This window comes from Neisseria musculi, assembly GCF_014297595.2.
GTDB lineage: Bacteria > Pseudomonadota > Gammaproteobacteria > Burkholderiales > Neisseriaceae > Neisseria > Neisseria musculi.
In genome coordinates this window covers 1,878,475-1,902,791 of record NZ_CP060414.2, presented here as the reverse complement: position 1 = coordinate 1,902,791, position 24,317 = coordinate 1,878,475, and the positions used below count along the sequence as shown (strand labels likewise).

The following is a 24,317-nucleotide window of genomic DNA, read 5'->3' as shown; positions in this document are numbered from 1 at the left end:
AGGCACGGCAAAGTCGGCAAGCGGAGTGATGCGGTGGGTGCGCCGGGCGGGATTGCGCAGCGGGCGGTTTAAATACCGCCTTGTGCTTTCACTTTTGCAGCACCGAATTCCAGCTTGCTCAGGGCGGAAAGATAGGCTTTGGCGGTGGCCGCCAGCACATCGGTGTCGGCTCCCTGCCCGTTGACCACGCGGCCGCCGCGCGCAAGGCGCACGCTGGTTTCGCCCTGGCTCTCGGTGCCTTCGGTTACGGCGTTCACCGAATAAAGCTGTAGGACGGCACCGCTGTCTGCCACGCTTTCGATGGCTTTAAAGATGGCATCTACGGGGCCTGAGCCGGTGGCTTCGGCCTGTTTTTCTTCGCCTTTCACGCTGAATACGATTTGCGCGCGCGGCTCTTCGCCGGTTTCGGTGATGATGCGCTGCGACACAAATTTATAGGCATCTTGGGCAAGGCTGTGCATTTCATCGGAAACCAGCGCGTGCAGGTCTTCATCGAAGATTTCGCGTTTTTTGTCGGCCAGCTCTTTAAAGCGGGCGAAAGCGGCATTTAAGGCCTCTTCGCTGCCCAGCCCGATGCCCAGGTCGGCAAGCTTGGTTTTAAAGGCGTTGCGGCCGGAAAGTTTGCCCAGGCTCAGGCGGTTGGCCGCCCAGCCCACCGATTCGGCCGACATGATTTCGTAGGTTTCGCGGTGTTTGAGCACGCCGTCTTGGTGGATGCCCGATTCGTGCGCGAAAGCGTTGGCGCCGACAATGGCTTTGTTGGGTTGCACGGGGTAGCCGGTTATGGTGGACACGAGTTTGGAAGAAGGCACGATTTGGGTGGTGTCGATGCCGGTTTCCAAGCCGAAAACATCGCTGCGGGTTTTCAGCGCCATTACGATTTCTTCGATGGCAGCGTTGCCGGCGCGCTCGCCCAAACCGTTAACGGTGCATTCTACCTGGCGCGCGCCGCCTTTCAATGCCGCCAGCGAGTTGGCAACGGCCAGCCCCAAATCGTTGTGGCAGTGTGCCGACCACACCACTTTGCTGCTGCCGGGGGTTTTGGCAATCAGCTCGCGGAAAAATTCTTCGGTTTTGTGGGGAACCGAATAGCCTACGGTGTCGGGAATGTTGATGGTGGTGGCGCCTGCTTCAATCACCGCGCCGCAGACTTCGGCGAGAAAGCCGATTTCGGAACGTAGCGCGTCTTCGCACGAAAATTCAACATCATCGGTGTATTCTTTGGCGGTTTTCACAGCTTTCACGGCAGCCTCCACCACTTTGGCCGGTTTCATTTTCAGCTTGTGTTCCATGTGGATGGGGCTGGTGGCGATAAAGGTGTGGATGCGGCGGTTGGCGGCAGGGGCAACGGCTTCGCCCGCTTTGCGGATGTCGTTTTCAACCGCGCGCGCCAGCGAGCAGACGGTGGCGCGGGTGAGCGTTTTGGCGATTTCGTTTACCGCTTCAAAATCGCCGGGGCTGGCGGCGGCAAAGCCCGCTTCAATCACATCCACTCCCAGCTTTTCAAGCTGGCGGGCAATGCGCACTTTTTCTTCTTTGCTCATGGCGGCACCGGGCGACTGTTCGCCGTCGCGCAGGGTGGTGTCGAAAATGATAACGCGGTTGTTTTGGGGCATGGTTTGTTTCTCCAGGGTGGTGTGTTGCTGTAAAAAGGCGTTCAAATCCAAAGGGCGGCCTTGCGCTTCGGCCAGGGCGGTGAGTTTTTGCAACTGCGCCAGCGGCAGCGAACCGCGGGTGCGCCATTTGTAGATGGCCGCCGTGCTGGCGGCGTTTTCGGGATCGTGTGCTTTCAGGGCTTCGGCCAGGGCGTTTACGCCGCCGAAATAGGCGATTAAGCGGTCGATGTCTAATTGCATGGGGTGCCTTTGTCTAATTTTGTTTCGGTAGTGTGGGATATGTAGCGATTATACATAAATCAGACAAAACGGCAATAAATTTAAAGAAAGTTTGTTTGCGTTTGAAAAATAATCCAATAAATAATACTTTTTGTCTAATTTGCTTGGTGTTTCCGGCGTTTGGGAAGGGTTTGGCTTGGAGTCATAGCGATTAACGGTTTGATTGGTTTATGGCTGCTGCTTAATAATGGCTTTAACCGCTTTGCTGTACCGTTTGCGTTTATCCGCCCTGTTTCTGCTTTTCGGCGGGCGGCTGCCTGTTTTTATGGAATAGATACGGTTGAAAGGCCGATAACTCGGGCAGAATTGGACAAGCTCCGCAAAAAAGTTTGTCTGCCGTTATTTCTGTGCGGGCGGGAAAAACCGCGCTGTATAGTTTTTCAGACGGCTGGGGATAGGTTTGCAAGGGCTTTTCGTTGGTAAGAAATGCGCTCTGTATGGGGCGCAATATCAAGTTTGGGGCCGTCTGAACATTTCAGACGGCCTCAACGCCGGAAAAGGCGGGTTGCTTCTTTTTTCTATGCCGCGCGGCTTTGTTCTGCTGAAATAATGGCTTTGTGGTTTTGGGGCAGGCTTGGGAAAGGCACGGCGTTGCCGCGCCTTTGGGCATGCTCGGCAAGCTTCAAAAATTCTAAAATGCGCTTCAGGCAAAAAACGGAAAGCGTACACAACGCCGGGGTTTTCTGTATTTGAGGCCGTCTGAAAATATTGGGGTTTCAGACGGCCTCTGCGAAGATTGCGGGCTGCGCCTTACCGCAGCTTGTTTTCACATCATGGCAGCGTTTGCTTTACAGCGGGCCGGTTGCCGCCCGGTTCTGCCGTTTTGTATTTATTTTGGCAGATTGGCGGAGTTTGCGAATTTATTGCCCTGTTTGTGCAGCAGATGCGCCATTACCTGCAAATCGCGCCCGCCCAGCTTGAGCGCGGCATCGACCCAGATGGCGGTGATGTCTGCAAGCTCTTGATAGGAAACGGGGTTGCAGTAATCTTTTACCCGGCGCATGGCGCGGTGGCTGTTGGGGGATTTTTCAGCGCGCTCGATATAGCGCAGCACTTCCTGCCGACCGCAGTTTTTTTCGGCCAAAATGTCCACCACACCCATTTCGTAAAGCTGTTCGGCGGTGTAGATTTCGCCGCCCATCATCATTTTTTCTGCCACGCCCGTGCCGGCTTTGCGCGAGAGCATCGAATACGCGCCCATGCCGGGAAAAAGGTTGAACAGCACTTCGGGCAAGCCCATGCGCGTGCCTTTTTCGGCCACCAGCACGTTGCCTGCCAGTGCGCCCTCGAAACCGCCGCCCAGTGCATCGCCTTCGACCAGATTGATGGTGGTCAGCTCCCGGTTCAAATGGGTCATCACTTCGTACAATACTTTGATGCAGTCGGCGGCATAGCTCATCAGGGTGCTGCGGTCGCGGCGCGCAATCGCTTGTGCAAACAGGTGTAAATCGCCGCCGAGGTTATATACGCCCGGTATGCCCGATGTGCCGACAATATAGCGGTATTCGCGGCGGCCTGAGTCGATTTCGGTGCGCACATCATCGAAATACGCCAACAGGCTGTGCAGCAGCGCCGGCGTGAAGCACGGCAGGGGTTGTGCCGCCATCGCCACCCAGGCGGCTTTGTGCTGCGGGTCATAGCTGACCTGCATGTGGGGATAATGTTTATCCATGCTGTTCCTTTGCTGTTGCCGGCCGTAACAGCCTGTTTATTGTGAATCCGCTGTATTTTCGGCAGCGGGCAGGCCGCAGCGGGAATAAAGCGGATCCGCTATATCAGTTACTGATGTTTGGCAACGGTAAAAGTTCCGGCATATTCACAGAGGGGAAAACAGGCAGAGACTCTTTGCAACAATATCCCAATGCCGTCTGAAAGGCTTAAATATTGCCATTACCGCGCAGGCGGAAATCTATGAAAATATTGCAGTATTATTTAAACAGATACTTGGGCGGCAAACAATCGGCTTTCCGCCTGTGCGGTAACAACGGCAGATAAACTTCTTGTGTTTTTTGAATTTTGCAAAAGTTTCAGGCCGTCTGAAAGCATAGTCGGGCGTTTCAGACGGCCTGTCGTTGAAAATGCGGTAAAACAAAGCAAAACCATGCAGCAAACCGAAAGCGGCAGATGGCGCGGAGCCGGTTATCTTACCCCTTCATCTCTGTTACGGTCTCGCGCCTTAGCACAAAGAGAACGGTTTTACCGCCGCTTCGGCAACAGAGCCGGTTCCGTATGGTTTGATGCTGTCTGCGGCCTTGCGGCGAAAATAAAGGAACTGCCGCTTCGGCAACAGAGCCGGTTCCGTATGGTTTGATGCTGTCTGCGGCATTGCGGCGAAAATAAAGGAACTGCCGCTTCGGCGTGAAGCCGCAACGGGCAATGCCGCACCGTTTTACCGTTTTATTTTGATTGGCTTTGCTGCCGGGCTATGCCGGCTGCGATTCCTGCAACCAGGCCTGCGCAGAAGCGGTATCTTCAAAATATTTGGGGTGCTGTTGGGTAATCAGCCCGGAGAGGCGGGTGCCGAGTTTGATCCAAACATCATCGACCACAATGGCGATGCGGCCGAAATCGTTTTCGTGTTGGCGCATAAATTTAAGCTGTTCCACCGCCATATCGATGGTGAAATCTTTGAGCATGGTTAAATCGAGCAGCATATCGGGGCGGTGGACTTTCTGCGTGCATTCCAAAGCGGCGCGCTCGAATTGGTAGAAATCTTCCAGCGTGAATTCGTTATACAGTGCCACATTCAAACCATAGGCCTGCTCTCTGATGGAAATCATGATGCTGCTCCTTAGTGTTGTCGGGATTTACGCCGCTGCGGCGGCTTGATGCTGCTCAAAATACCGCTTGCCGCAATAATACCCATTCCCAACATTTCCTGCCAACTGATTTTGTCGGACAAAAACCAAGCGCCTGCCAGCGAAGAAAACACCACGGTGAGATAGGAGAGCGAGGCCACGGTGAATGTGTTGCCGACTTTATAGGCGCGGGTGAGGCAGAGCTGCGCGGCCAGCGCCGATGCGCCGATGCCCAGCAGGGAGGGCAGGGAGGCGGCGGTGGGCAGGTGCCAGCCGGTGAGGCTTGCCCACAGCGCCGATAAAGCCATGCCGACTAACGAGAGATAAAACACCACCCGCCAGCCCGGCTCGCCCAAAAGTGAAAGCCCGCGCACCTGCAGATAAGCCCAGCCCGCCAAGAGGCCGCCAAGCAGTCCTACCAAAGCCGCCGGTTCCTGCCCGCTTTGAAAAGAAGGGTTGAGCAGCAACACCACGCCGCCAAAGCCCAGCAGCAGCACCGCCAGCGTGTAGGCCGACACCCGCTCTTTCAATACGGCAAACGACAGCACCGCCAGAAAAATCGAAGAGGTGTAGCCCAGCGTTACGCCGGTGGCCAGCGGCAGGTGCATCACGGCATAGAAAATGCAAAACATCCCCAGCGTGCCGGAAATGCTGCGGTTTAAATGTGCACGCCAATGCGGTGTGGCGAAAGTTTTGCCTTGCACTTTGGCGGTGATGCCGAGAAACAGCGCGGCAAAAGCCATACGCCAGAAAACCAGCTCGCCGGCGCCGAAGCCGAAGGTTTGCGAAGCGGTTTTCACCCAGAAATTCATCAGGGTGAAGCAGAGGGCGGCCAGAATCATCCAGCCCGAGCCGAGCGGGTCTTTGGGAGCGGAAAGGGGAGAAGCCATAACGGTTGGTCGGTTTGGAAGTGGAAACAGCGGCTTTATAGCGGATACCCGTTTTGCGCACAAGGCCGGCAGGCAGTGCTGTCGAGCGGTGCCGTAAAAGCCGTCTGAAAGGTTGGCCGTCTGAAAGGTTGGCCGTCTGAAAGGTTGGCCGTCTGAAAGGTTGGGCCGTCTGAAAAGGTTGGGCCGTCTGAAAAGGTTGGGCCGTCTGAAAAGGTTGTTCAGACGGTTGGCGGTTTGACGGCAGGCCGGCTGCCGGGCGGTTGGTTTCTGCTTGGTTTTTTCAGCTTTCAGGCGGCAGGGTGCCGCTGCCTGCGGTTGCGGGCAGGCGCACTTCGCTGTAGAAGCTGCCGTTAATCTGGGTGGTGTTGATGTGATACATACGGTAGGCATGGAATAATTCTTCATCGGGCGGCTCGGGGTGTTTCCAAAATTCGGCCAAGCTGCCTTGAAAGGTGATGCCGGGAATATCGTAGGCGGCGCGACCGATGGTTTTGACCGGCATGCCGTGAATCAGCGCGGAGAGACCGCTGGTGCTGTTGAGCGTAACCATGCCGGCGCCGTAGCGCAGAAAAACGGGCAGCGGGGCATCGTGCACATAAAAAATGCGGCCTTTGAGCTTGGGGTGTTGCCGGATAAAGCGGTTGATGTCGCGGCGGTAATCGGTAAAGCCTCTGTCCATCGGGTGGTGTTTCACAATCAGGTTGGTGTGTTCGGGCGCGTGGGCGGCAAACGATGTGAGCACGTGCAGCAGAAAATTCTGCACCGATGAAAAATCGCTGTGTATGCGCACTTGGCTGTCGTTGAACACTTGCAGCGGCAGAATATAAAACCTGCCGTAGCGGCCGCTTGCTGTTTCGCGGCCGAATTTGCGGTCTTGCAGCATATAAACGGCGCGCTTGACACCTGAGCGCGCCCAAGCGCGGATATAGTGGCTTAAGCTGTTGATGCGGTGGTGGATATAATGCGGATAGCGGCTGCGCTGCCGGGCGGCGGCAGAATAGTAGCGCACCGCGCATTTTGCCATCGGCCAAAAACCGCCGCGCACGGGGGGCGGTTCAATGTATTCTTGCCGGCGCAGCTTGGCAAAGGCCGTCTGAAAAAAGGCGGCATCGCGCGGAAGCGGCGAAAAAGCATTTACGCCGTGTTTTTCGAGCGTGATGTAGAAAGGGCGGAAATAGCCTTCTTCAAATACCCAAAAATCGATGCCGTGTTCTTCGGCCACCTGCCTGGCGGCGGTGTGGTAGGGGCGGAAATCGCCGAAACACACCACGGCATCGATGCGGTTTTCCTGCACAAATGCGGCCAGAAAGGCCGGGAAGGCCTGATAGGTGTCGCGGTAGGCAAAGGTGCGCGGCATATGCAGCGGGTAAAACACCTCATCGCCATAATTGAAATTGAGCTTGAACACGGTTTTGCGGCGGTTTTCGGTGAGCCATTGCGAGAAGGTTTTGAAAAACGGCCCCACCGGCCCCTGCAACAGCAAAATGCGCCTGCTGCTGCGGCAGAGTGCTTCCAGCGATCCGGGAATAAAGGTGTTTGTCATCAACACTTCCTTAATGGTTCAACCTTGTGGTCTATATCGTGAATCACTTTATCTCCTTTCAGTAAGGCGTTGCTGCGGCTTGGTGCAGAGAGAACGGGTTGTCAGCTTCGGGGCGGCAGCAGAGTTCGGCTCTGTTATCTTCAACTGTTTGCGGCCTGCTGCCTGTTGCTGAAATAAAGCATTCAATATATTGATTTTTTGAATCCGGCTTTTATGGCCTGAATAACACGCGCAGCTGTTTGAGTTTGCCCCACTGTTTGGCGGCAAAACTTCTTTTCAGACGGCCGCCGCCTTGCTGCGTTTTCTGCCTGCGCAGAATATTGACGGCGGTTTGCGCATCGACCGGGCGGCGGGTTTCGGGGCAGACATAATCGGGGTAATAAACCAGCGTGCCTGCCACCAGCTGCCACAAAGCCAGTTTGCGTGTGCGGCGGGGAAGCGGCAGGTGGTCGCGGGTCAAACCCCAGCCCGCATAAAAAGGCAGGCCGTAGCAATGCACGGTTTTGCCGCGCAGCAGGGCTTCGAAGCCTGAAAGCGAGGTGAGCGTGTGCACTTCGTGGGCGTGTTGCAGGCAGGTGGCAATATCGCATTCGGTTACGGTTTGGTCGGCATAGCGCGCGGCCTCTTCGGGGGGGATGTGGCCGGTGCGGTTACCGCTCACCACATCGGGGTGCGGTTTGTAGATAATGTAGGCATCGGGGTTGAGCGCGCGCACTTTTTTCAGCAAATCCAGATTTTTGCGGATTGCGGGCGAGCCGTGGCGCAGCGAGGCATCGTCTTCAACCTGGCCGGGCACCAGCAGCACCCTGCCGGCATCGGGCGGAACGGCCAACGCGCCGCCGCCGACATTGTATTTGCTGATGCCCGCTTCGGTGAGCGCGTTTTGCAGCGATGAGGCCGTCTGAAAATCCCGCCGGGTAAATGTTTGGTTTTGCAGGATATGCTCCAAGCGCGAGGGCTTTTCTGCGTTAAAGTAAATGCCCATAGGGTCGCAAACCAGCGAGAGCGGCGGCACCAGATTCGAGCCCAAGCCCACCGAGCGGATAAAGCCGTCTTCCATATGCAGCACGGGCAGGCCGCGTTCGGCGGCAAAATCCAGCAGCTCCTGCCTGCCGCAGCCCCACACCAACAGCCGCGCATCGGCAGGCAGCGGCATTTCGCGCAGTTTTTTCAGCGATGAAACAAAATGCAGGCGGCAGGCGGGAGCATGGAAAAACGGTTTCATCACCGCCCGTTTCCACAGCGACACGCCCACGCAGTAAAGATTGCCGCGCAGTTTTTCGTTGCGGCGGCGCTCGGCGGCCAAATGGCCGATAACGTCAAACACCGTGCCTGCTTCGCCCGTGTTGGGATTGAGATAGCGGCTGTATTGCAGATAGGCTGCGGCAAAAAGCTGCATCAGCGTGCGCGGGGCGCGGCGGTTCTGCTGCTGCAGGGTTTTCACGCCCGCATGGCGGTCGTCTGAAACGCCCCAGCCGGCATACCAGGGCAGCCCGAACACTGCCACCGGTTTGCCCAGCAGCAAGGCCTCGAAGCCCATCTGCGAAGTTACGCAATACACTTTATCCACTTGCGCGAGCAGTGAGAGCGGGCTGACATCGGCCGCCAGCAGGCGCACGTTTTGCGCTTGCGGCAAATCGGTGAGGTAGCCGCGTTTTTTGCCGTTTAACACATCGGGGTGGGTTTTCACCCAAATTTCAGCATCGGGATTTTCGGCTGAGGCCGTCTGAAACATTTGCGCAAAGGTTTGCGCATCGGCTGCACCGTATTGCACCGCCATATCGCCGTAGGTTTGGTCGATAACCAGCACGATTTCTTTTTCAGACGGCCTGAGATGTTTATTTCCGTTATACTCGGGCTTGACCTGAGTATCCCGCTTTGTCTCTGCCCCGCTTGATTTGCCATACGCGGATTCAGGTACGCACGCGGTATCGGAATGCTCGGCCTGAAACACATCCCAAGAAAAATCAGGCGCATGGTTATATTTCGACAAACCGTGGGCAACGATTAATTCTGCCGCTTTTGGGGCATCGGCCAATGTTTCAGACGGCATCTGATCCGCTGCCAAAATCAACGCCTCCAAGCGGGAGGGGCGGGTGGTGTCGTAATAGATGCCCAAATCGTCTGCCACCATAGAAAACGGCGGCCAACCTTCCACGCCCAAGCCGAGCGAGCGCAGAAAGCCGTCTTCAAGATAAATAACGTTTTTTTTCAACACCGAGCGTATCCAATATTCCCGCCGGGTATGTTTTCTGCCCCACAATAGAACCTCTCCGCCAGCCTGCCCGGCAGGGTGAAGGAGGGCGCGCAGTGTTTTTTGTTGGCGCCAAAGCCCGAAACTTGAGAAAAGCATTTTATTTTGTTGAGTGGATAACAGATTGGATTTTTTCTAAAAATTTCCGCCAAGTGAAATGGTTTAACACAAAGTCTGCCCCGGCCTTGGCCATTTCCAAATCATGTTCAGACGGCCCGTGTTTCAAACGTTCAAATAAAGCTGCCGCTTCATCTTCATGGTTCACGATATGGCAATAATCTTTAAACAGCCTGTCCATCGCTATGCCGGGGGTGGAAACCAAAATGCCGCCGCAGGCCAGAATTTCCACTACCCGCCGTGAAAACATAGTGGGTGAGTCTTCAATGGTGTTTACATTCAGCGACACTGCAAAACGGCGGTAGATATCGGCGGTTTGGGCATAATCTAAAGCCGGCATGATTTTCAGGCCGAATTCCTGCTCAGGGTAACGGTAGTTTCTTGATTTTCTGTTTGAATTTCGGTCGAAAACCGTAACCGGCAAACCCGCCTTCAAAGCCGCAGAAAACAGCATTTCCTGGCGTTCGCGGCGTTTGTTGTGAATATGCCTGCTGAAGCTGCCGACAAAATTTGCTTCCACCTGCCGAAAGTTAAACCCTTGATAGTTATGGATACGGGGTTGGACGGGAAACATCGCTACATCAACCGTGGTTGAGGCAGGCACAACCTCCCGATACCGCTCCACACAATTTTCATCCACGGTAAAAATATGGTCGAAATGTTTGGCAGAATCGATAAAGCGGTCGAAATGAACCGAATCTTCTTTATTCCAAAAAACGGTGGAAATCCCCTTATCTTTTGCGGTCTGAACCAAACGCACCAGTTTTTCGTTGCTGCGTTTGGGATGGTCGGGATAGGAGGCGATTTTGAACTTCCAGCGGTTTTTTCGGCCGTTCCATGCAGACTCGACCAATAATACCGAGCCGTTGTTTTTGCGGAGGGAAAACCAACTGCTGCTTAGTGATATATCTTCTTTTTGTAGAGATGTTTGGGTTAAGCTATCGCTGATTAAATAGATGTTCATTTGCCGGCCTTGTTGATCTCTGCTTCTAAGATTATATTTTTTCCTTTAGAATAAAATTCTTGAATGGAAAAAACGGCACGCGCACCGGCGGGTATGCAGAATCTGATTTCACGTTCATAAACGGTATAAGCTTGGGTGGCGATATACTTGAAATAGCCGATATCTTTTACAGCGGAAAGGGTGTATTTTTGCCCGGCATACCACTCGGTTTCTTCCGGTTCGTATTTCAGCGTATGCAGTAAATCTTTTTCCCCTGCCTGCTTGTTTCCTGCGAGAGTAATCTTGATGCTGACCGTGTAGCTTTGGTTTCCTCCTATAAAAACCAAAGGCTGATAAGCTGAATGGTTTCTTTTGATGGGTAGTGTATCCATGAACAGCGGCAGGTAATCGGTGTGGACAATATTGTCTTCCAGCGCCTTCCGGTAGGTTTTCAGACGGCCTAGATAGTTCAAAAGATACAGATACAGCGGCTTGGCATAGTGATAAGGCTGAACACCCCATTTATGGTCGGAATCTGCTTTAAACAGCTCTTGGGGGTATTCCAATATCTTGATGCCCCCTGTTTTTTCTATATGGGAGTAAAGCTCTTGTAACCAGCGGTTGTTTTCATCAATCCAAGATTGGTATAAATCTGAAACAACCTGTCCGCCGGAGCTGGTTTGGTTAGTCCAAAATACCTTATTTAAAATAATTTTATGCAAAAATTGATGTTTTTTTGCCAAATCGATAAAGTTGTCCCACCCCTTTTTCCAACGCTCAAGAAATTCATCGCTGTTAGGAGTAAGCACCTTGCCGGGTTTATCGAAGATACAATTGTTGGAAAACTCCGGGGAGAGTGTAAATACTTCTTCGTTGTCGGATACGAAAATATTAAAACGTTCGTCAATCAAATCAATAATCAGCCAATCAAATTCGTTATGCGTTAAGGCATGGGCAGTTTGTTTCGATAAATCGTTTTCTACCATTCTCTGTTGAAACGAAGATGGTATTTTTGATAAGTCTATATCTTTAACAGGCTGATGGTGGAAGGTGCCGGCAAAAGAGGTTCGAGCCAAATAAGAGACTATGTGGTATACATTTCCTTCCTCTAATGCGAAAGCATCCCTACTGACACACGATCCTAAAATAAATAATTTATTCATTTCAATTCCATAAACTATTTTTAAAATGTGTAATTTTCTCTTGTCTAGCTAAATCATTGACTATGAAGAATAAAAAACCATTCGTGAATTTTTGGAATCTTCAGGCAATCTTAAAGCATAGTATAATTTTCTTGACTTATCTATCTTTAATAAAAAGGTAGGATGCATTTGATATTTAAGATAGCCTTTAAAGTTAAGAAATGGAAATAGATTTTATAGATATTGATTTAAATCTATCGTCCCATATTATTATTCTAAAATCAGTAAGCTGTGCCGGTTTGTCCAAGATAAATGATAATGTTCCATTGGCGGTGCCATTAGATCCACAAATATATTTAAACCAACCGATATCATTATAGGATGAAAAAGTTAATCCTGATTGAACTGTTACATTCTGATCAAATTTGAAAGAGAATACTATAGCTTTGGGAGAGGTCAATTGTTTGGATAGAATAATTTCATATTCTAATTCAAATAAACATTTATCTTTATTCTTCTGAATAGCTATCAATGTATCTTTTTTGGATATTTCTAGATTGGATATAGAAAAATAAGATGTTTTCTTATCTGAAAATTCTCTAATATTCATATCCAATACAGGGAAACAAGCTATTAGTTGTTCGGAATTTTTATTTTTTGGATATTTTGATAACTCTGCTTCAACAGTAGCCTCTTGAATATTTGTTGCTTTCGAGAAGCGATAGTTAGAGTCTTGTTGTTCGTGATACGTTTGCAAATACATTATATTTGCAGAGTCTACAATAACAGGAATATTTTGATCTAAATTATGATGGCTATACATTGGAGGTAGTTCTAAATTTTTACCAGACCAGTAACCTATATAGGCCTGTCCCATAGAGGGATACTGTTGCACGACATTTCTAAAATCCATATAATTATTTTGTTTATAGAGGGCAGCAATACCTTTTCCAAAGGAAACGGCCATGTTTTTATAGGCTGATTTATTATATTTTGCTAAATTATCTAGATAGTTTATAGATAGCAGATCGTCATCATCTAAACGAAAGAAAGCTACTGCCCCACTTTCCTTTCCTTTTAAAATTGAATATAAAGGGTTTTCATTTTTCGAATCTACTTCACATAAATACAGAAAAGGATATTTTTTCTGCAAATTAAATAGTATATTTTTCCATTTTTGAGGTAAGATTGACGAATAAGAGACAATATGACGGAAATCGTATTGCTTTCTCATTTTATTCATTAAAGGTATTGATATTTCAGAAAAAATATTTACTCTAACAGACATGCGCTCATCTGAAAACAGATGGGCAATGTATTCTTCTTCTGTAAAATTAGAAACATTCCAAGCATTGCTTCCCGGAATGTATAAACTAAATCTGGTTTGTCCAATAAAATACATATCAACCTCTACTGATTAGTTAAAGTTTTATTAAATTAATATTTATTAATTCAATATCTGCATCTTTGTGCCATAAAATTAATTTTAATTGCTCAACTATGTTGGCTTTAGATAATGTTATTTCTAAAAAATGGCTTTGTCCGCTGACCGTTGTATTCAGATATTTGTACAGACCGATTTCTTTAAGATCAGACGGCTTAAATCCCGGTACAGGTTCTGTATTGGCTGATTTAAGGGCAACTAAAGCGGCATTAACTTTGGTGTTGGCAGAAAGCTTTAGGCGGTATTCCAAGATTAATTTACAGTTGCTTTGCGCTTCTTTCGGCAATTCGATAACAATACCTTCGGAAGTAAGCTTGTGGTTGTTAATTTCTATAAGGCAGTTACGATTTACTGCATCTTCCTCTTTTGGTGCCGGTGCAGTCGGGAACAAGGTTGCAGAAATGTGGAACTGTCGCCGAAGCTGCTTGACAAAGGCCTCTACGGAGTAACGATCTTGAATAAGTTCTAAACCTTGTTGATTGTAGCAGTTGAATTTATTTAATGTATTTTGGGCATAAATATGTTCTGCCATGAGCTCAAGTGAGTCGAATATATATTTGGGGGGATAGATATATTCTGCGCCATTCCAATTCAATAATACGCCTTGGTTTCCTGCAGAAAAGCCATCTGCCGGAGCAATATGAAAGCTTTCCGGGATCTTTTCATTATCACTGGTGGATAGAATAAAACCGATATTTTTTAATTCTGTTTTAACATTTACCCAACCTTTAATGATAACGTGTTGGCTTAGATTGTTTTGTTTAATAAATTGTTTACACTCATTAAAATAAGCCATTTCTTCTGGATTGTTTTTTATCCAAGGCAATTCTTCAGGCATTTTTCCGTAAACGTATAAACGGTATTTTTTATTTTTTTGCACAAGATTATTCAATAATTTTAATGCATTCAGATAACCTTTCCGAGAGGGTAGGGTGCCGATAATCCCGAGATTGAAGAGCTTTTCTTCATTTTCAGAACGATCATAATCATTGCTGTTTAAATAATTGGGCAGCAGGCAGGCTTGCGATCGGGGAATACGGGTATATTCTATCAATTTTTCAAAGAAATATAGTGATACTGCAAACACGCGGTTGACTCTTGTAAAGTCTATTTGTTTGAACCAAGGAGTTGTCAGTTCAAAACGGTGCATACGGATAAAAAGTTTTTGGTTTTCTTTAATCCGTTGGCTATACCATACCGCGTTACCCAGCATCCATTCGCAGAAGATGATTTCAGCCCATTTTAGGCAGTTTTCACTGTATTGTTCATCGTGTGAGTTGTGTCCTGCCCATTCGTCTATGCGGATTTGGTAGTATTGTTTCAATTTTGGTAAAACGGGGGTGATAAATTTCAAGTCATAACCTGCTACGACCATTCTGAGTTTGATTGCTTCAAGAAAACCTAAATAGTTTTTATGGTAGATTTCTTTTAATATATCTTTAACTCGTTTATTGTAGTTGAAACTTTCAATTAATTTTTTGTTTTTATTGATAAAGTCTGAAAGTTCGGCAAAGTCTTTTTTGCTAATGTCAAAACGGTTATAGGCTATTATGGATTGGATTGCAGTTTGTAAACCGACTTGCAGGCGGACTGCATAATAATCTACGCCCTGCTTTGCGAGCTTCTCTTGGGCTGTTTGCCAAACGGTTAAATGGTTTTTTAGCTCGCGGGAACCATAACTCTGCGTTGAAGAGGCTTCTTCATTAATTTTTTTGTTATAAATAAATGTTGGATGATCGATATAAATAACATTATCCGCAACAGATAATACATCGGCCAAATAAATTGTATCCTCCCCCATCTTGAGATCGGAACGCCATGTAATCTGATGCTTTTTCAGCAGGCTGTGTTTAATCAGGCTGGGTACGGTTGTACTTTGTTTGCGGATAATGGTTTCAATGATTTCACGTTTATTCAGGCTATCGAGGTTTTCTAAAATCCGATTGGCAGGAAAACGTTTGTTACCATCATTGACAATAAGATAGCCGCGTACAATATCTGCATTTTTCTGCTGTGAGGCCTGTATATGTACAGCTAATGTATCACTAAAAATTTCATCATCACAATCAAGAAAAAAAATGTATTCACCTAAGGCATGAGAAACACCGAGATTACGGGGTTCGGAAGGGGAGCCGCTATTTTGGCTCATTTGCAATATTTTCCAATTAGGATGTTGTGCCGCCTGCTCATTCAGGTATGCCAACGTGCCGTCTTTGGAGCAATCATCTACAAAAATAATTTCATATTGTGAGTCGGGATAATCAATTTGCTTTAGGGAGGCAATACATGCTTCTATTTTTCCGATAGCATTGTAACAAGGAATGATAATACTGATATCCATCATTCATTCTCCTGTTTGCTGATATAGTAAATAGGGTAATCCATTGTTTGGCCGAAATGAGTTATGGCTTCGGTGAATTTTTGTGCGGATGCAAAAATATGGTTCATTTTCATTTTGGATTCAAATATATATTTTTGTTTTTTATGGGCTGTAAGTGCAATATAATTGTCTTGAATATAGCTGCTGTGTAATAGTGCTTTTTCAATAAAAGCATGTTGTAAGTTTTCCAAGCTGTCGGTTAAAGCAAAATATGGGGTTTCCAAATATTGAGAATGCTCATTTCCGTAGCGGTAAACATAAGACTCTGCCAAAATATTGATTTTCTGATAATTGAATGTTGAGTAAAGCTCTGCTGCGTCTAAATCGGAAATGGCATCTGTCAAGATTGCAAGCAGACGGTATTTATCGCCGCCAAATTTCTGCTTGAATATGCGGATTTCTTCCTGCAATTGCCTTGCATCTGATATTTTTACCGTTAGAGTAACTTTTTCTTGCTCTTGGTTATAAATAATACCCACGGTATTCAAAATATTTTCAAACCGTTTTTGATAAGTGTGGTTTGCTAAAACATTATTGAGGTTTTCTTCCCTTATCCGCTCGATTTCTTCTTGATTTAAGGTTTTCAGACGGCCGGGTTCAGAGTCTAGAAAAACCACATTGCTGCCAAACATCTTTTCCATTCCTTTGGAATGGTTGGACACGACTAATGTGTTGCTGGACATGAGCTCGAAAACGCGCCGGGCAAACATGGTTTCGGAGTCGGTTACCGTATTCAGATTCAAGCCGAACAGGCTGGATTTGTATAGCCGGGCAGTTTCTTCATTGGGAACGTTCGGCTTTTCATACTGACGATATTGTTCGGGGATTAAATGGTTTGGGTCATCGTTGCCGTAGTAACGGTTGTAAAACTCCAATTCGTAGCCGCTGTCGATTAAATTGTCAAACAGTTGGTGCATTGTTTGGGAACGATTGATATGGTTCGCATACCAGCTCCCTGCAAACACCATTTTTTCCGTACGGGGCGTTTGAGGGTTATCTATAGGGTTGAAAATGGCCGGATTGGTTGCAAACGGTAGCGCATACACATTCTCAAGACCGTATTCCTGTTTGTATTGCTCTACACATTCTTGGGCGGTTGTAAAAACAAAGTCGAAAAGGCAGGCCGTTTTCACAAAGTCGTGAATACGGTCGGAATAATGAGCCGGGTCTTCTTTATTCCAAAATATGGTCGGGATACCGTGAGTATGGCAATAATCTAAGATTTCGAGCAATTCGTTACGGTTTTCTTTTGGAAAATTCACACTGGCATAGATTTTTCCTTTCCAAGGTCTGGTTACGCTGTCTGTGCCGCTCCAAGCAGATTCGCAGAAAAATAAGTCGGGCTTTTGCTGTGCAAAAACGATTTTCCAATTATTCGGAGTAATAATCAGTGGCGTAAATTCGTCTTTAAAGGAGTTGAAACTGAATTCGTCTAAAATAATGGCAACTTTAAGTTCTTTGGCTTTTTTGTGGGCAAAATTGCGTTTCAGTATTTTGCGTTGTGCAGCCGGTATGCCGGTTGTTGATACTGTTGCCGCAATATCCTGTTGTTTCAATAGGGAAGCAGCGGGGTGTATTAAAGCTTCAAATGTATTATCTATCGGTTTCGGAGCATCCAGGTGTCCAAACCATTTTTTACATTTTTGCTCAAAAGAGCTGAGTGGATTTTTTCTCGCTTTGCGATTTAAATGTTGTATGTAAATCGACAATAGGGCATTGGGGGTAATAAAGTTGCGGATGGGGTTTTTAAAAAAATCCAGTATCAGACGGCCGAATTGATAAGCAATCGTTTGGTTATGCCTGTCTTGAAAACGTTGGGTTACCAGCAGTTGGTATTTGCTTTTTTCGATACGCAAATGATACAGCTCGTCTTGCAGCTGATGGATTTTTTTTTCTTGATCTGTTTGAACGCCGTCTGAAAACTTTGCAAGCCATTTTATGGTTTTCTCAAGCTGTTCATCATCGAGCTGTATATTTTCCTGTTGGAAATAACGTTTCAAATCATCTAAATTTATTTTATTCATATGGCTGGCTCGGCATTATTCTATTTATTAAACATTAGAATAATTTTTATTTTATTGTCTGCAACTTTAATAGGGCGTGCGGTTCCGGCGGCAAGGGATACCGGTATCGCTTGATTGGCGGTAATCTGAGTTTGGCATGTTGCGATTGGCAAAAATCTACCAAATACCTTTAGTATCAACCACCACGGAATCTACAGAGGCCGTCTGAATGTTTTTAAATTCTTTATGGTCAACCAAAACCACTAAAACATCGGCTTCTGCCAATGCTTTGTCCAGTTTGGTGTGGCGGATGTTTTTGGCCGCAAGTTTGGCAGGCAGGGTTTCAACGTTTGGTTCGACGGCCAAAATCTGATTGGGGTATTTCTCGGCCAGTTGCTCGGTAATCTTTAAGGCAGGGCTTTCGCGCAAATCATCGATATCGGGTTTGAATGCCAATCCCATGCAGGCAATTTTGATGTCGGCTATGGTTTTGCCGGGGTTTTTCTGCAAGGCTTCAATTACTGCGTTGTTGATTTTGTTGATAACCCATTCGGGCTTGCCATCGTTTACCAAACGCGCGGTGTGGATGAGTTTGGCCAGGTCGGGTGTTTTATTCACGATAAACCACGGATCAACGGCGATACAATGACCGCCTACGCCGCAGCCCGGTTGCAGAATATTGACGCGGGGGTGGTGGTTGGCCAGTGAGATCAATTCCCACACGTTGATATCCAGTTTGTCGCAGATAATGGAAAGCTCGTTGGCAAAGGCGATGTTTACATCTCGGAACGAGTTTTCGGTCAGTTTGCACATTTCGGCCGTGCGGGCATTGGTGATAATGCAGCTGCCTTTTACAAAAATTTTATATAAGGCTGCGGCTTGTTCCGAACATTTAGAAGTCATGCCGCCGATAATGCGGTCGTTTTCAATCAATTCCCGCATCACTTGGCCGGGGAGTACGCGCTCGGGGCAGTGGGCGATTCGGATATCGGAGTCTTCACCTTTTTGTTGGGGAAAACTTAAATCCGGGCGTTCTGCGGCCAGCCAGCCGGACATTTGTTCGGTGGCGCCAACGGGAGAGGTGGATTCTAAAATCACTAAGTCGCCTTTTTTCAAAACAGGAGCGATGGCGTTGCAGGCGGCTTCGATATAGCTTAAATCAGGTTCGTAATTGTTGCCTTTAAACGGAGTGGGTACGGCGATTAAAAATGCTTCGGCAGGCTCGGGGGATAAGGTGGCTTTGAGTGTGCCGCTGCTGACGCATTGGTGCACGGCAGTGTCCAAATCGGGCTCGACAATGTGGATTTTTCCTTGATTAATCGTATCTACTGCATGCTGGTTGATATCTACGCCGATAACTTTTACGCCGTGGCCGGCAAAAGCAGCCGCAGTGGGCAGGCCGATGTAGCCCAAACCGATAACGGAAATAGTTTGAAAAGGTTGCATTGCGCTTTCCTCGTTAAATGGCAAGTTGTTGTTCGGTTTCTGCCGGTTGGGTAAATACCGACAAAATCTGATCCGCAGCTGTTCCGTTGCCATAAGGGTTATGTGCATCGGCCATTTTTGCGTATTCGGCAGAGTCGGCAAGCAGCCGGTTTACTTGCTCGATAATCACTTCTTGAGATGTGCCGACCAATTTAACGGTACCTGCCGCCACTGCCTCGGGGCGTTCTGTTGTATCGCGCATCACCAGTACAGGTTTGCCTAAAGAAGGGGCTTCTTCTTGAATACCGCCGGAATCGGTAAGAATCAGATACGACATTCTCATCAGATAAACAAAAGCCAAATAGTCCAAAGGCTCTATCAGATGGACGTTGTGTTTGCCGCTAAGCAGGCGGTTTACGGGCTCACGCACATTGGGATTCAGGTGCACGGGGTAAACGAATTGCACATCAGTGTGTTGATCTGCCAGTTTGGAAACCGCTTGGCAGATGTTTTCAAAACCTTCTCCGAAATTTTCCCTTCGGTGGCCGGTAATCAAAATGATTTTACCGCTGCCTAAAAAAGAGAAACGCTCTGCATATTGCTGCATCAATTCTTTATTGCTGTCGATTTTGCAGCAGGTAAGAAACAGGGCATCGATAACGGTATTTCCGGTTACATATATGCTTGAGAGGGGAACGCCTTCACGAAACAGATTGTTTTTGGTGCTTTCGGTGGGCGCGAAATGATATTTGGCGATAGCGCCGGTAAGTTTGCGGTTTCCTTCTTCGGGCCAGGGGGAATAAATATCGTTGGTGCGCAAACCTGCCTCGATATGGGCGATATCGATTTGGTTGTAATAGGCGGCTAAAGCAGTTGCCAAGGTGGTGGCAGTATCGCCGTGTACAAAAACAACATCGGGTTTGTAGTCGTCTAAGATAGGCTGGATTTTTTCTAAAATAGCAGAATTTACAGTAGATAATGTTTGTTTGCTGCTCATAATGTCCAAATCATAATCGGGTATGATTTCAAACAAGTCAAGCACTTGGTCGAGCATCTGGCGGTGTTGGGCAGTTACGCAAACACGGAAATCTGCCTTTCTTTTTTTCAAACCTTCAATTAAAGGGGCCATTTTGATAGCCTCCGGCCGGGTGCCGAATACAATCAGCAGTTTTTTAGCACGTGCGGGGGGAGGGGATACCGCTATGGGATTAAAAGCAAATGAATCGTTGAATGTTGTCAATGTCAGAGCACTATTATCGGCGTTATTGTTTTTTTGCACGGCACAGCCTTTCGTATTACACGGGTAGAACTTTGTCATATGTTTTTGAATTGCTAGGGATTATAACTCAGTTTGTGAGTTTTTGAAAAAAATTGTTTTTTTTTTTTTTTTTTTGAGTTTGTTTGGTTTGTTTTGTTAAAATAACTCCGCTTTGCGTATTGCAGGCAGTAATATTTGGCTGCAATACGCAACACTCCGATAAAAAGTGTTGGTCTGTTTTTGGCTATTTGTTGTTTTTGGCTATTTGTATAGAGAAAGTTTGTTGATGACGCGTTTCCAGTTGCCGGCCGGATGCATTCTATTGCTGCTTTTAGGGTGTGGTGCTTTGCCTACTTCAGGGCCGAATCAAACCAAGGTGATAAGTTTGCAAAATCAAAGCCGCCAGGCGGCAGTGCCTGATGTTGCTGTGGTTGATGTGGACGAGCGGGTAATTTCCACACTGTATGCGGCAGGCAGAGGGCAGTCGCTGGCTGATTTGGCAACGCGCCATTCGGGTTTTGCCGATGCGGTGGGGGAGGGGGATGTGCTGGAAATTACGCTGTGGGAAGCAGCGCCTGCGGTGCTGTTTGGCGGGGCATTGAACTCTGTGGGCTCGGGTTCGGCTCAAACAGTAAGCCTGCCGCCGCAGATTGTGGACACGCGGGGCAGGGTGTCTGTGCCGTTTTTGGGCGATGTGGCGGTGAGCGGTAAAACGCCGGACAGGATACGCAGGGAAATTGTAGGCCGTCTGAAAAAAATGGCCAACCAGCCTCAGGCAATGGTGCGTGTGGCGCAGAATAATTCGAGTAATGTAACGGTAATCCGTGCCGGTCGCAGTATCCGTATGCCGCTCACCGGGCACCGGGAGCGGGTTTTGGATGCGGTGGCGGCAGTTGGCGGTACCGATAGCGGCGTGCAGGATATTTCGGTGCAGCTTACGCGCGGCGGTATAGTGCGCACGGCTGCATTGGAAACCGTTACGGCAGAGGCGGGGCAAAATATTGTCTTGCGCCCGGGGGATGTGCTGACCCTGCTTTCCAAGCCTTTGAGTTTTACGGCTTTGGGCGCGTTGGGACGCAACCAGCAGGTGCAGTTTTCGGCCAAGGGCATGAATTTGGGTGAGGCCATCGGTGTGGTGGGTGGTTTGCAGGATCGGCGTTCGAATCCGGAGGGAGTGTTTGTGTTCCGCTATCAGCCTGTTTCTGCGCTGCCGAAGGGAGAGCAGGATAAATGGTTGGGTAAAGGCTACGCTTCAGAAATGGAAGTGCCGACAGTTTACCGTGTCAATCTTTTAGATGCCAACTCGCTGTTTTGGATGCAGCGTTTTTCGATGCGGGATAAAGATATTGTGTATGTGTCGAATGCGCCGGTGGCAGAGCTTCAGAAATTTTTGCAATTTGTATTCTCGCCGATTGTCAGTAGTGTGAACAGCATTAATGATTTGGGTAATTAACCGGAAAGCGTGAAAATGTCTGAGCAAAAAGTGGATACGGAAAATACTCAAGTGTCGGCAGAAGTGAAACAGGCAACAGCTGCTAAGGCGGTCTGTGCGGCGGATATGCTGCAGCAAGGGAAAAGGTTTCGGGTGAAAAAAATCAGCAGGCTGTTTTGGGTTACGGTGATTCTTCCAACGGTTTGTTCGCTGGTTTATTTTTCGGTCTGGGCTTCAGACCGTTATGTGTCTGAATCAAGTTTTGTGGTACGCTCGCCAAGCCATCAGGCTTCGTCTGGCGGTTTGGGGGCGCTGTTGCAGAATGCAGGGTTTTCGCGTGCGCAGGACGACACTTATACCGTGCGTGAATACATGAGCTCGAGATCGGCACTTTCAGCTTTGGAAAAAGCTATTCCGGTGCGTTCGTTTTATGAAGATAAAGGCGATATTTTCAGCCGTTTCAACGGGTTTGGCTTATACAGTGCCCATGAGGCTTTTTACCAATATTATAAAGGCAAGGTTAATATTGCGTTTGATGCCGTTTCAGGTATTTCTACTTTGAGTGTGGAGTCGTTTGATGCCGGAGACTCTCAAAAAATCAATGCGGCGTTGCTGAATCGGGGTGAAGAGCTGATTAACAGGCTCAATGAGCGGGCGCGCAAAGACACAATCGCCCAAGCGGAGCACAATGTGGCCGTGGCGGAAGAGCGGGTTAAAGAAGCGGCAGGAGAGATGGCGGTTTACCGTACCCAAAACGGTATTTTTGATTTGAAAGCGCAATCAGAGGCGCAGATGGGTTTGGTGTCTAAATTGCAGGATGAGCTGATTGTGATTCAAACCCAGCTTGACCAAGTGCGTGCGGTAACTCCTGAAAACCCTCAGATTCCGGGCTTGCAGGCGCGTGAAAAGAGCCTGAAGCGGGAAATCAAACAGCAAATGCAGATGATTTCAGGCGGCTCGGGCAATTCGATTACTGCCCAGGCGGCCGCTTACCAACGTTTGTTTTTAGAAAACGAGCTGGCCGAGAAACAACTGGCTGCGGCCATTGCCTCACTGGAGAGTGCCAAGGCGGAAGCCGACCGCAAGCAGCTTTATCTCGAAGTGGTGTCGCAGCCGAGCCGCCCCGATATGGCATTGAAACCCCACCGTGTTTACAACATCATTGCTACTTTTTTTATCGGTTTGATGCTTTACGGCATTATCAGCCTGCTTGCAGCCAGTGTGAGAGAGCATAAAAACTGATGAAAGCCCTGCAAGAAACTTCATTTAAAGAATCGCTGGTTATTCAAGGGCGGGTAATCGGCGCGCTTTTGATGCGCGAAATCATCACCCGTTACGGGCGCAGCAACATCGGTTTTTTATGGCTGTTTGTCGAACCGATGCTGATGACGGCATTTATCGTGTCGATGTGGAAATTTCTGCGTGCAGATGAGATTTCTGCATTGAATATTGTGGCGTTTGCGCTCACAGGCTATCCGATGGCTATGATGTGGCGCAATGCTTCCAACCGTGCCATCGGTGCCATTTCGGCCAATGCAAGCCTGCTGTATCACCGCAACGTGCGGGTGTTGGATACGATTTTTGCGCGGGTATTGCTTGAGGCGGCGGGAGCCACGGTGGCGCAAATCGTGATGGTGGCCGTGTTGGTGATGATAGGCTGGGTTGAAATGCCTGCCGACATTTTCTATATGCTGCTTGCGTGGATGCTGATGGCTCTGTTTGCCTTGGGGTTGGGTTTAGTGATGTGTTCTGTTGCCTTTAAATTTGATGCGGTAGGAAAACTGTGGAATACGGCGAGTTTCGTGATGCTGCCGCTTTCGGGCGCTTTCTTTTTTGTATCTTCGCTGCCGCAGCAGATTCAGGAATACGCTTTGTGGGTTCCGATGGTGCACGGTTCGGAAATGTTCCGCCACGGCTATTTCGGCAGCGGGGCAGTAACGATGGAAAACCCGTGGTATCTGCTGTTGTGTGATTTGGCATTATTGCTGATAGGCTTGGCAATGGTGGACAAGTTCAGCAAAGGGGTTGAGCCGCAATGATTTCCATCAAACATGTTTACAAGCAGTATCAAACCCGCAACGGAATGCGGACTGTATTGAGCGACATCAATTTTTCATTGGCAAAGGGTGAGAAAATCGGCATTCTCGGCCGCAATGGTGCAGGAAAATCCACATTAATCCGCTTAATGAGCGGTGTAGAACCGCCGACTAAAGGCGAGATCAGGCGCAGCATGAGTGTTTCATGGCCTTTGGCATTCAGCGGCGCTTTCCAAGGCAGCCTCACCGGCATGGATAATTTGCGCTTTATCTGCCGCATTTATCATGCCGATATGGCTTATGTGAAAGCATTTACTGAAGAGTTTTCAGAGTTGGGCCAATATCTTTATGAGCCGGTAAAGCGCTATTCTTCAGGCATGAAAGCGCGGTTGGCGTTTGCACTGTCGCTGGCGGTAGAGTTCGATTGTTATCTGATTGACGAAGTAATTGCCGTGGGTGACTCGCGTTTTTCCGAAAAATGCCGTTACGAACTGTTTGAAAAACGGCATGACCGTTCGATTATTTTGGTGTCGCACAGCCCGGGCGCGATGAAACAGTATTGCGATAATGCAATGGTGCTGGAAGCCGGGCATCTGTACCGGTTTGATAATATGGATGAGGCTTATCGATATTACAACAGACAAATATAAGCCAAAGGCCGTCTGAAAATTTTCAGACGGCCTGAGTTTTTGAATCTTATTACCAAGACCTTGTTATCCACACCTGTTCGGCAATATAGCAAAACCATGTAAGAGCA

At 48.2% G+C, this 24,317-nt stretch carries 17 protein-coding genes; 4 read left to right on the top strand and 13 right to left on the bottom strand.

Annotated features, from left to right (window positions below):
• Nucleotides 1–68: 68 nt before the first annotated feature.
• From H7A79_RS09995 to wecB, 13 genes are all read right to left on the bottom strand, one after another.
• The gene (locus tag H7A79_RS09995) at nucleotides 69–1,856 is read right to left on the bottom strand and encodes a 2-isopropylmalate synthase (RefSeq protein ID WP_187000145.1); all 1,788 of its coding nucleotides are present in this window, start codon (nucleotides 1,854–1,856) and stop codon (nucleotides 69–71) included.
• An 868-nt stretch (nucleotides 1,857–2,724) separates the two neighbouring features.
• Nucleotides 2,725–3,567, bottom strand: a complete 843-nt coding sequence (locus H7A79_RS09990) for a crotonase/enoyl-CoA hydratase family protein (RefSeq protein WP_187000144.1) — start codon at nucleotides 3,565–3,567, stop codon at nucleotides 2,725–2,727.
• Between the two features lie 751 nt (nucleotides 3,568–4,318).
• Complete coding sequence (locus tag H7A79_RS09985; RefSeq protein ID WP_135034441.1) at nucleotides 4,319–4,675, bottom strand: SpoIIAA family protein; 357 nt, start codon at nucleotides 4,673–4,675, stop codon at nucleotides 4,319–4,321.
• 11 nt (nucleotides 4,676–4,686) lie between these two features.
• Nucleotides 4,687–5,583 (bottom strand): DMT family transporter, encoded by an 897-nt coding sequence (locus tag H7A79_RS09980; protein WP_187001684.1) that lies wholly within the window; start codon nucleotides 5,581–5,583, stop codon nucleotides 4,687–4,689.
• A gap of 280 nt (nucleotides 5,584–5,863) precedes the next feature.
• On the bottom strand, nucleotides 5,864–7,126 hold the full coding sequence (locus H7A79_RS09975; RefSeq protein WP_187000143.1) for a capsule polysaccharide biogenesis protein: 1,263 nt from the start codon (nucleotides 7,124–7,126) through the stop codon (nucleotides 5,864–5,866).
• Between the two features lie 211 nt (nucleotides 7,127–7,337).
• On the bottom strand, nucleotides 7,338–9,437 hold the full coding sequence (locus H7A79_RS09970; protein WP_434968552.1) for a capsule polysaccharide biogenesis protein: 2,100 nt from the start codon (nucleotides 9,435–9,437) through the stop codon (nucleotides 7,338–7,340).
• Between the two features lie 43 nt (nucleotides 9,438–9,480).
• Nucleotides 9,481–10,461: a CgeB family protein gene (locus H7A79_RS09965; RefSeq protein ID WP_187000141.1), complete on the bottom strand. Its 981-nt coding sequence runs from the start codon at nucleotides 10,459–10,461 to the stop codon at nucleotides 9,481–9,483.
• A complete protein-coding gene (locus H7A79_RS09960; protein ID WP_187000140.1) occupies nucleotides 10,458–11,603 on the bottom strand; it encodes a DUF6270 domain-containing protein in 1,146 nt (381 codons plus the stop codon). The genes H7A79_RS09965 and H7A79_RS09960 overlap by 4 nt, the downstream gene beginning before the upstream one ends.
• 193 nt (nucleotides 11,604–11,796) lie before the next feature.
• Nucleotides 11,797–12,984 (bottom strand): glycosyltransferase, encoded by a 1,188-nt coding sequence (locus H7A79_RS09955; protein ID WP_187000139.1) that lies wholly within the window; start codon nucleotides 12,982–12,984, stop codon nucleotides 11,797–11,799.
• 19 nt (nucleotides 12,985–13,003) lie between these two features.
• Nucleotides 13,004–15,370, bottom strand: coding sequence for a glycosyltransferase (locus H7A79_RS09950; protein WP_187000138.1), 2,367 nt, complete (start codon nucleotides 15,368–15,370; stop codon nucleotides 13,004–13,006).
• A complete protein-coding gene (locus H7A79_RS09945) occupies nucleotides 15,367–17,430 on the bottom strand; it encodes a CgeB family protein (protein ID WP_187000137.1) in 2,064 nt (687 codons plus the stop codon). The genes H7A79_RS09950 and H7A79_RS09945 overlap by 4 nt, the downstream gene beginning before the upstream one ends.
• A gap of 156 nt (nucleotides 17,431–17,586) precedes the next feature.
• Nucleotides 17,587–18,855: a UDP-N-acetyl-D-mannosamine dehydrogenase gene (gene wecC, locus H7A79_RS09940; RefSeq protein ID WP_187000136.1), complete on the bottom strand. Its 1,269-nt coding sequence runs from the start codon at nucleotides 18,853–18,855 to the stop codon at nucleotides 17,587–17,589.
• 13 nt (nucleotides 18,856–18,868) lie between these two features.
• Nucleotides 18,869–19,963: a non-hydrolyzing UDP-N-acetylglucosamine 2-epimerase gene (gene wecB, locus H7A79_RS09935; protein ID WP_246407872.1), complete on the bottom strand. Its 1,095-nt coding sequence runs from the start codon at nucleotides 19,961–19,963 to the stop codon at nucleotides 18,869–18,871.
• Nucleotides 19,964–20,378: 415 nt separating this feature from the next.
• Here wecB and H7A79_RS09930 point away from each other — a divergent pair, with 415 nt between their 5' ends.
• The 4 genes from H7A79_RS09930 to H7A79_RS09915 all read left to right on the top strand — a co-directional run bounded on the left by H7A79_RS09930 (nucleotide 20,379) and on the right by H7A79_RS09915 (nucleotide 24,210).
• Complete coding sequence (locus H7A79_RS09930; RefSeq protein ID WP_187000134.1) at nucleotides 20,379–21,545, top strand: polysaccharide biosynthesis/export family protein; 1,167 nt, start codon at nucleotides 20,379–20,381, stop codon at nucleotides 21,543–21,545.
• A 105-nt stretch (nucleotides 21,546–21,650) separates the two neighbouring features.
• On the top strand, nucleotides 21,651–22,766 hold the full coding sequence (locus H7A79_RS09925) for a capsule biosynthesis protein (RefSeq protein ID WP_246408144.1): 1,116 nt from the start codon (nucleotides 21,651–21,653) through the stop codon (nucleotides 22,764–22,766).
• Nucleotides 22,766–23,563, top strand: a complete 798-nt coding sequence (locus H7A79_RS09920; RefSeq protein WP_135034428.1) for an ABC transporter permease — start codon at nucleotides 22,766–22,768, stop codon at nucleotides 23,561–23,563. Before H7A79_RS09925 ends, H7A79_RS09920 begins: the two co-directional genes overlap by 1 nt.
• Nucleotides 23,560–24,210, top strand: a complete 651-nt coding sequence (locus H7A79_RS09915) for an ABC transporter ATP-binding protein (RefSeq protein WP_187000132.1) — start codon at nucleotides 23,560–23,562, stop codon at nucleotides 24,208–24,210. Before H7A79_RS09920 ends, H7A79_RS09915 begins: the two co-directional genes overlap by 4 nt.
• The last annotated feature ends 107 nt before the right edge of the window (nucleotides 24,211–24,317 follow it).

What these genes read in the sequence shown, in the direction of transcription:
- H7A79_RS09995 (WP_187000145.1), bottom strand. Translation starts at nt 1,856, where the DNA reads ATGCAATTAGACATCGACCGCTTAATCGCCTATTTCGGCGGCGTAAAC.
- H7A79_RS09990 (WP_187000144.1), bottom strand. Translation starts at nt 3,567, where the DNA reads ATGGATAAACATTATCCCCACATGCAGGTCAGCTATGACCCGCAGCAC.
- H7A79_RS09985 (WP_135034441.1), bottom strand. Translation starts at nt 4,675, where the DNA reads ATGATTTCCATCAGAGAGCAGGCCTATGGTTTGAATGTGGCACTGTAT.
- H7A79_RS09980 (WP_187001684.1), bottom strand. Translation starts at nt 5,583, where the DNA reads ATGGCTTCTCCCCTTTCCGCTCCCAAAGACCCGCTCGGCTCGGGCTGG.
- H7A79_RS09975 (WP_187000143.1), bottom strand. Translation starts at nt 7,126, where the DNA reads ATGACAAACACCTTTATTCCCGGATCGCTGGAAGCACTCTGCCGCAGC.
- H7A79_RS09965 (WP_187000141.1), bottom strand. Translation starts at nt 10,461, where the DNA reads ATGAACATCTATTTAATCAGCGATAGCTTAACCCAAACATCTCTACAA.
- H7A79_RS09960 (WP_187000140.1), bottom strand. Translation starts at nt 11,603, where the DNA reads ATGAATAAATTATTTATTTTAGGATCGTGTGTCAGTAGGGATGCTTTC.
- H7A79_RS09955 (WP_187000139.1), bottom strand. Translation starts at nt 12,984, where the DNA reads ATGTATTTTATTGGACAAACCAGATTTAGTTTATACATTCCGGGAAGC.
- H7A79_RS09950 (WP_187000138.1), bottom strand. Translation starts at nt 15,370, where the DNA reads ATGATGGATATCAGTATTATCATTCCTTGTTACAATGCTATCGGAAAA.
- H7A79_RS09945 (WP_187000137.1), bottom strand. Translation starts at nt 17,430, where the DNA reads ATGAATAAAATAAATTTAGATGATTTGAAACGTTATTTCCAACAGGAA.
- wecC (WP_187000136.1), bottom strand. Translation starts at nt 18,855, where the DNA reads ATGCAACCTTTTCAAACTATTTCCGTTATCGGTTTGGGCTACATCGGC.
- wecB (WP_246407872.1), bottom strand. Translation starts at nt 19,963, where the DNA reads ATGGCCCCTTTAATTGAAGGTTTGAAAAAAAGAAAGGCAGATTTCCGT.
- H7A79_RS09930 (WP_187000134.1), top strand. Translation starts at nt 20,379, where the DNA reads ATGACGCGTTTCCAGTTGCCGGCCGGATGCATTCTATTGCTGCTTTTA.
- H7A79_RS09925 (WP_246408144.1), top strand. Translation starts at nt 21,651, where the DNA reads ATGCTGCAGCAAGGGAAAAGGTTTCGGGTGAAAAAAATCAGCAGGCTG.
- H7A79_RS09920 (WP_135034428.1), top strand. Translation starts at nt 22,766, where the DNA reads ATGAAAGCCCTGCAAGAAACTTCATTTAAAGAATCGCTGGTTATTCAA.
- H7A79_RS09915 (WP_187000132.1), top strand. Translation starts at nt 23,560, where the DNA reads ATGATTTCCATCAAACATGTTTACAAGCAGTATCAAACCCGCAACGGA.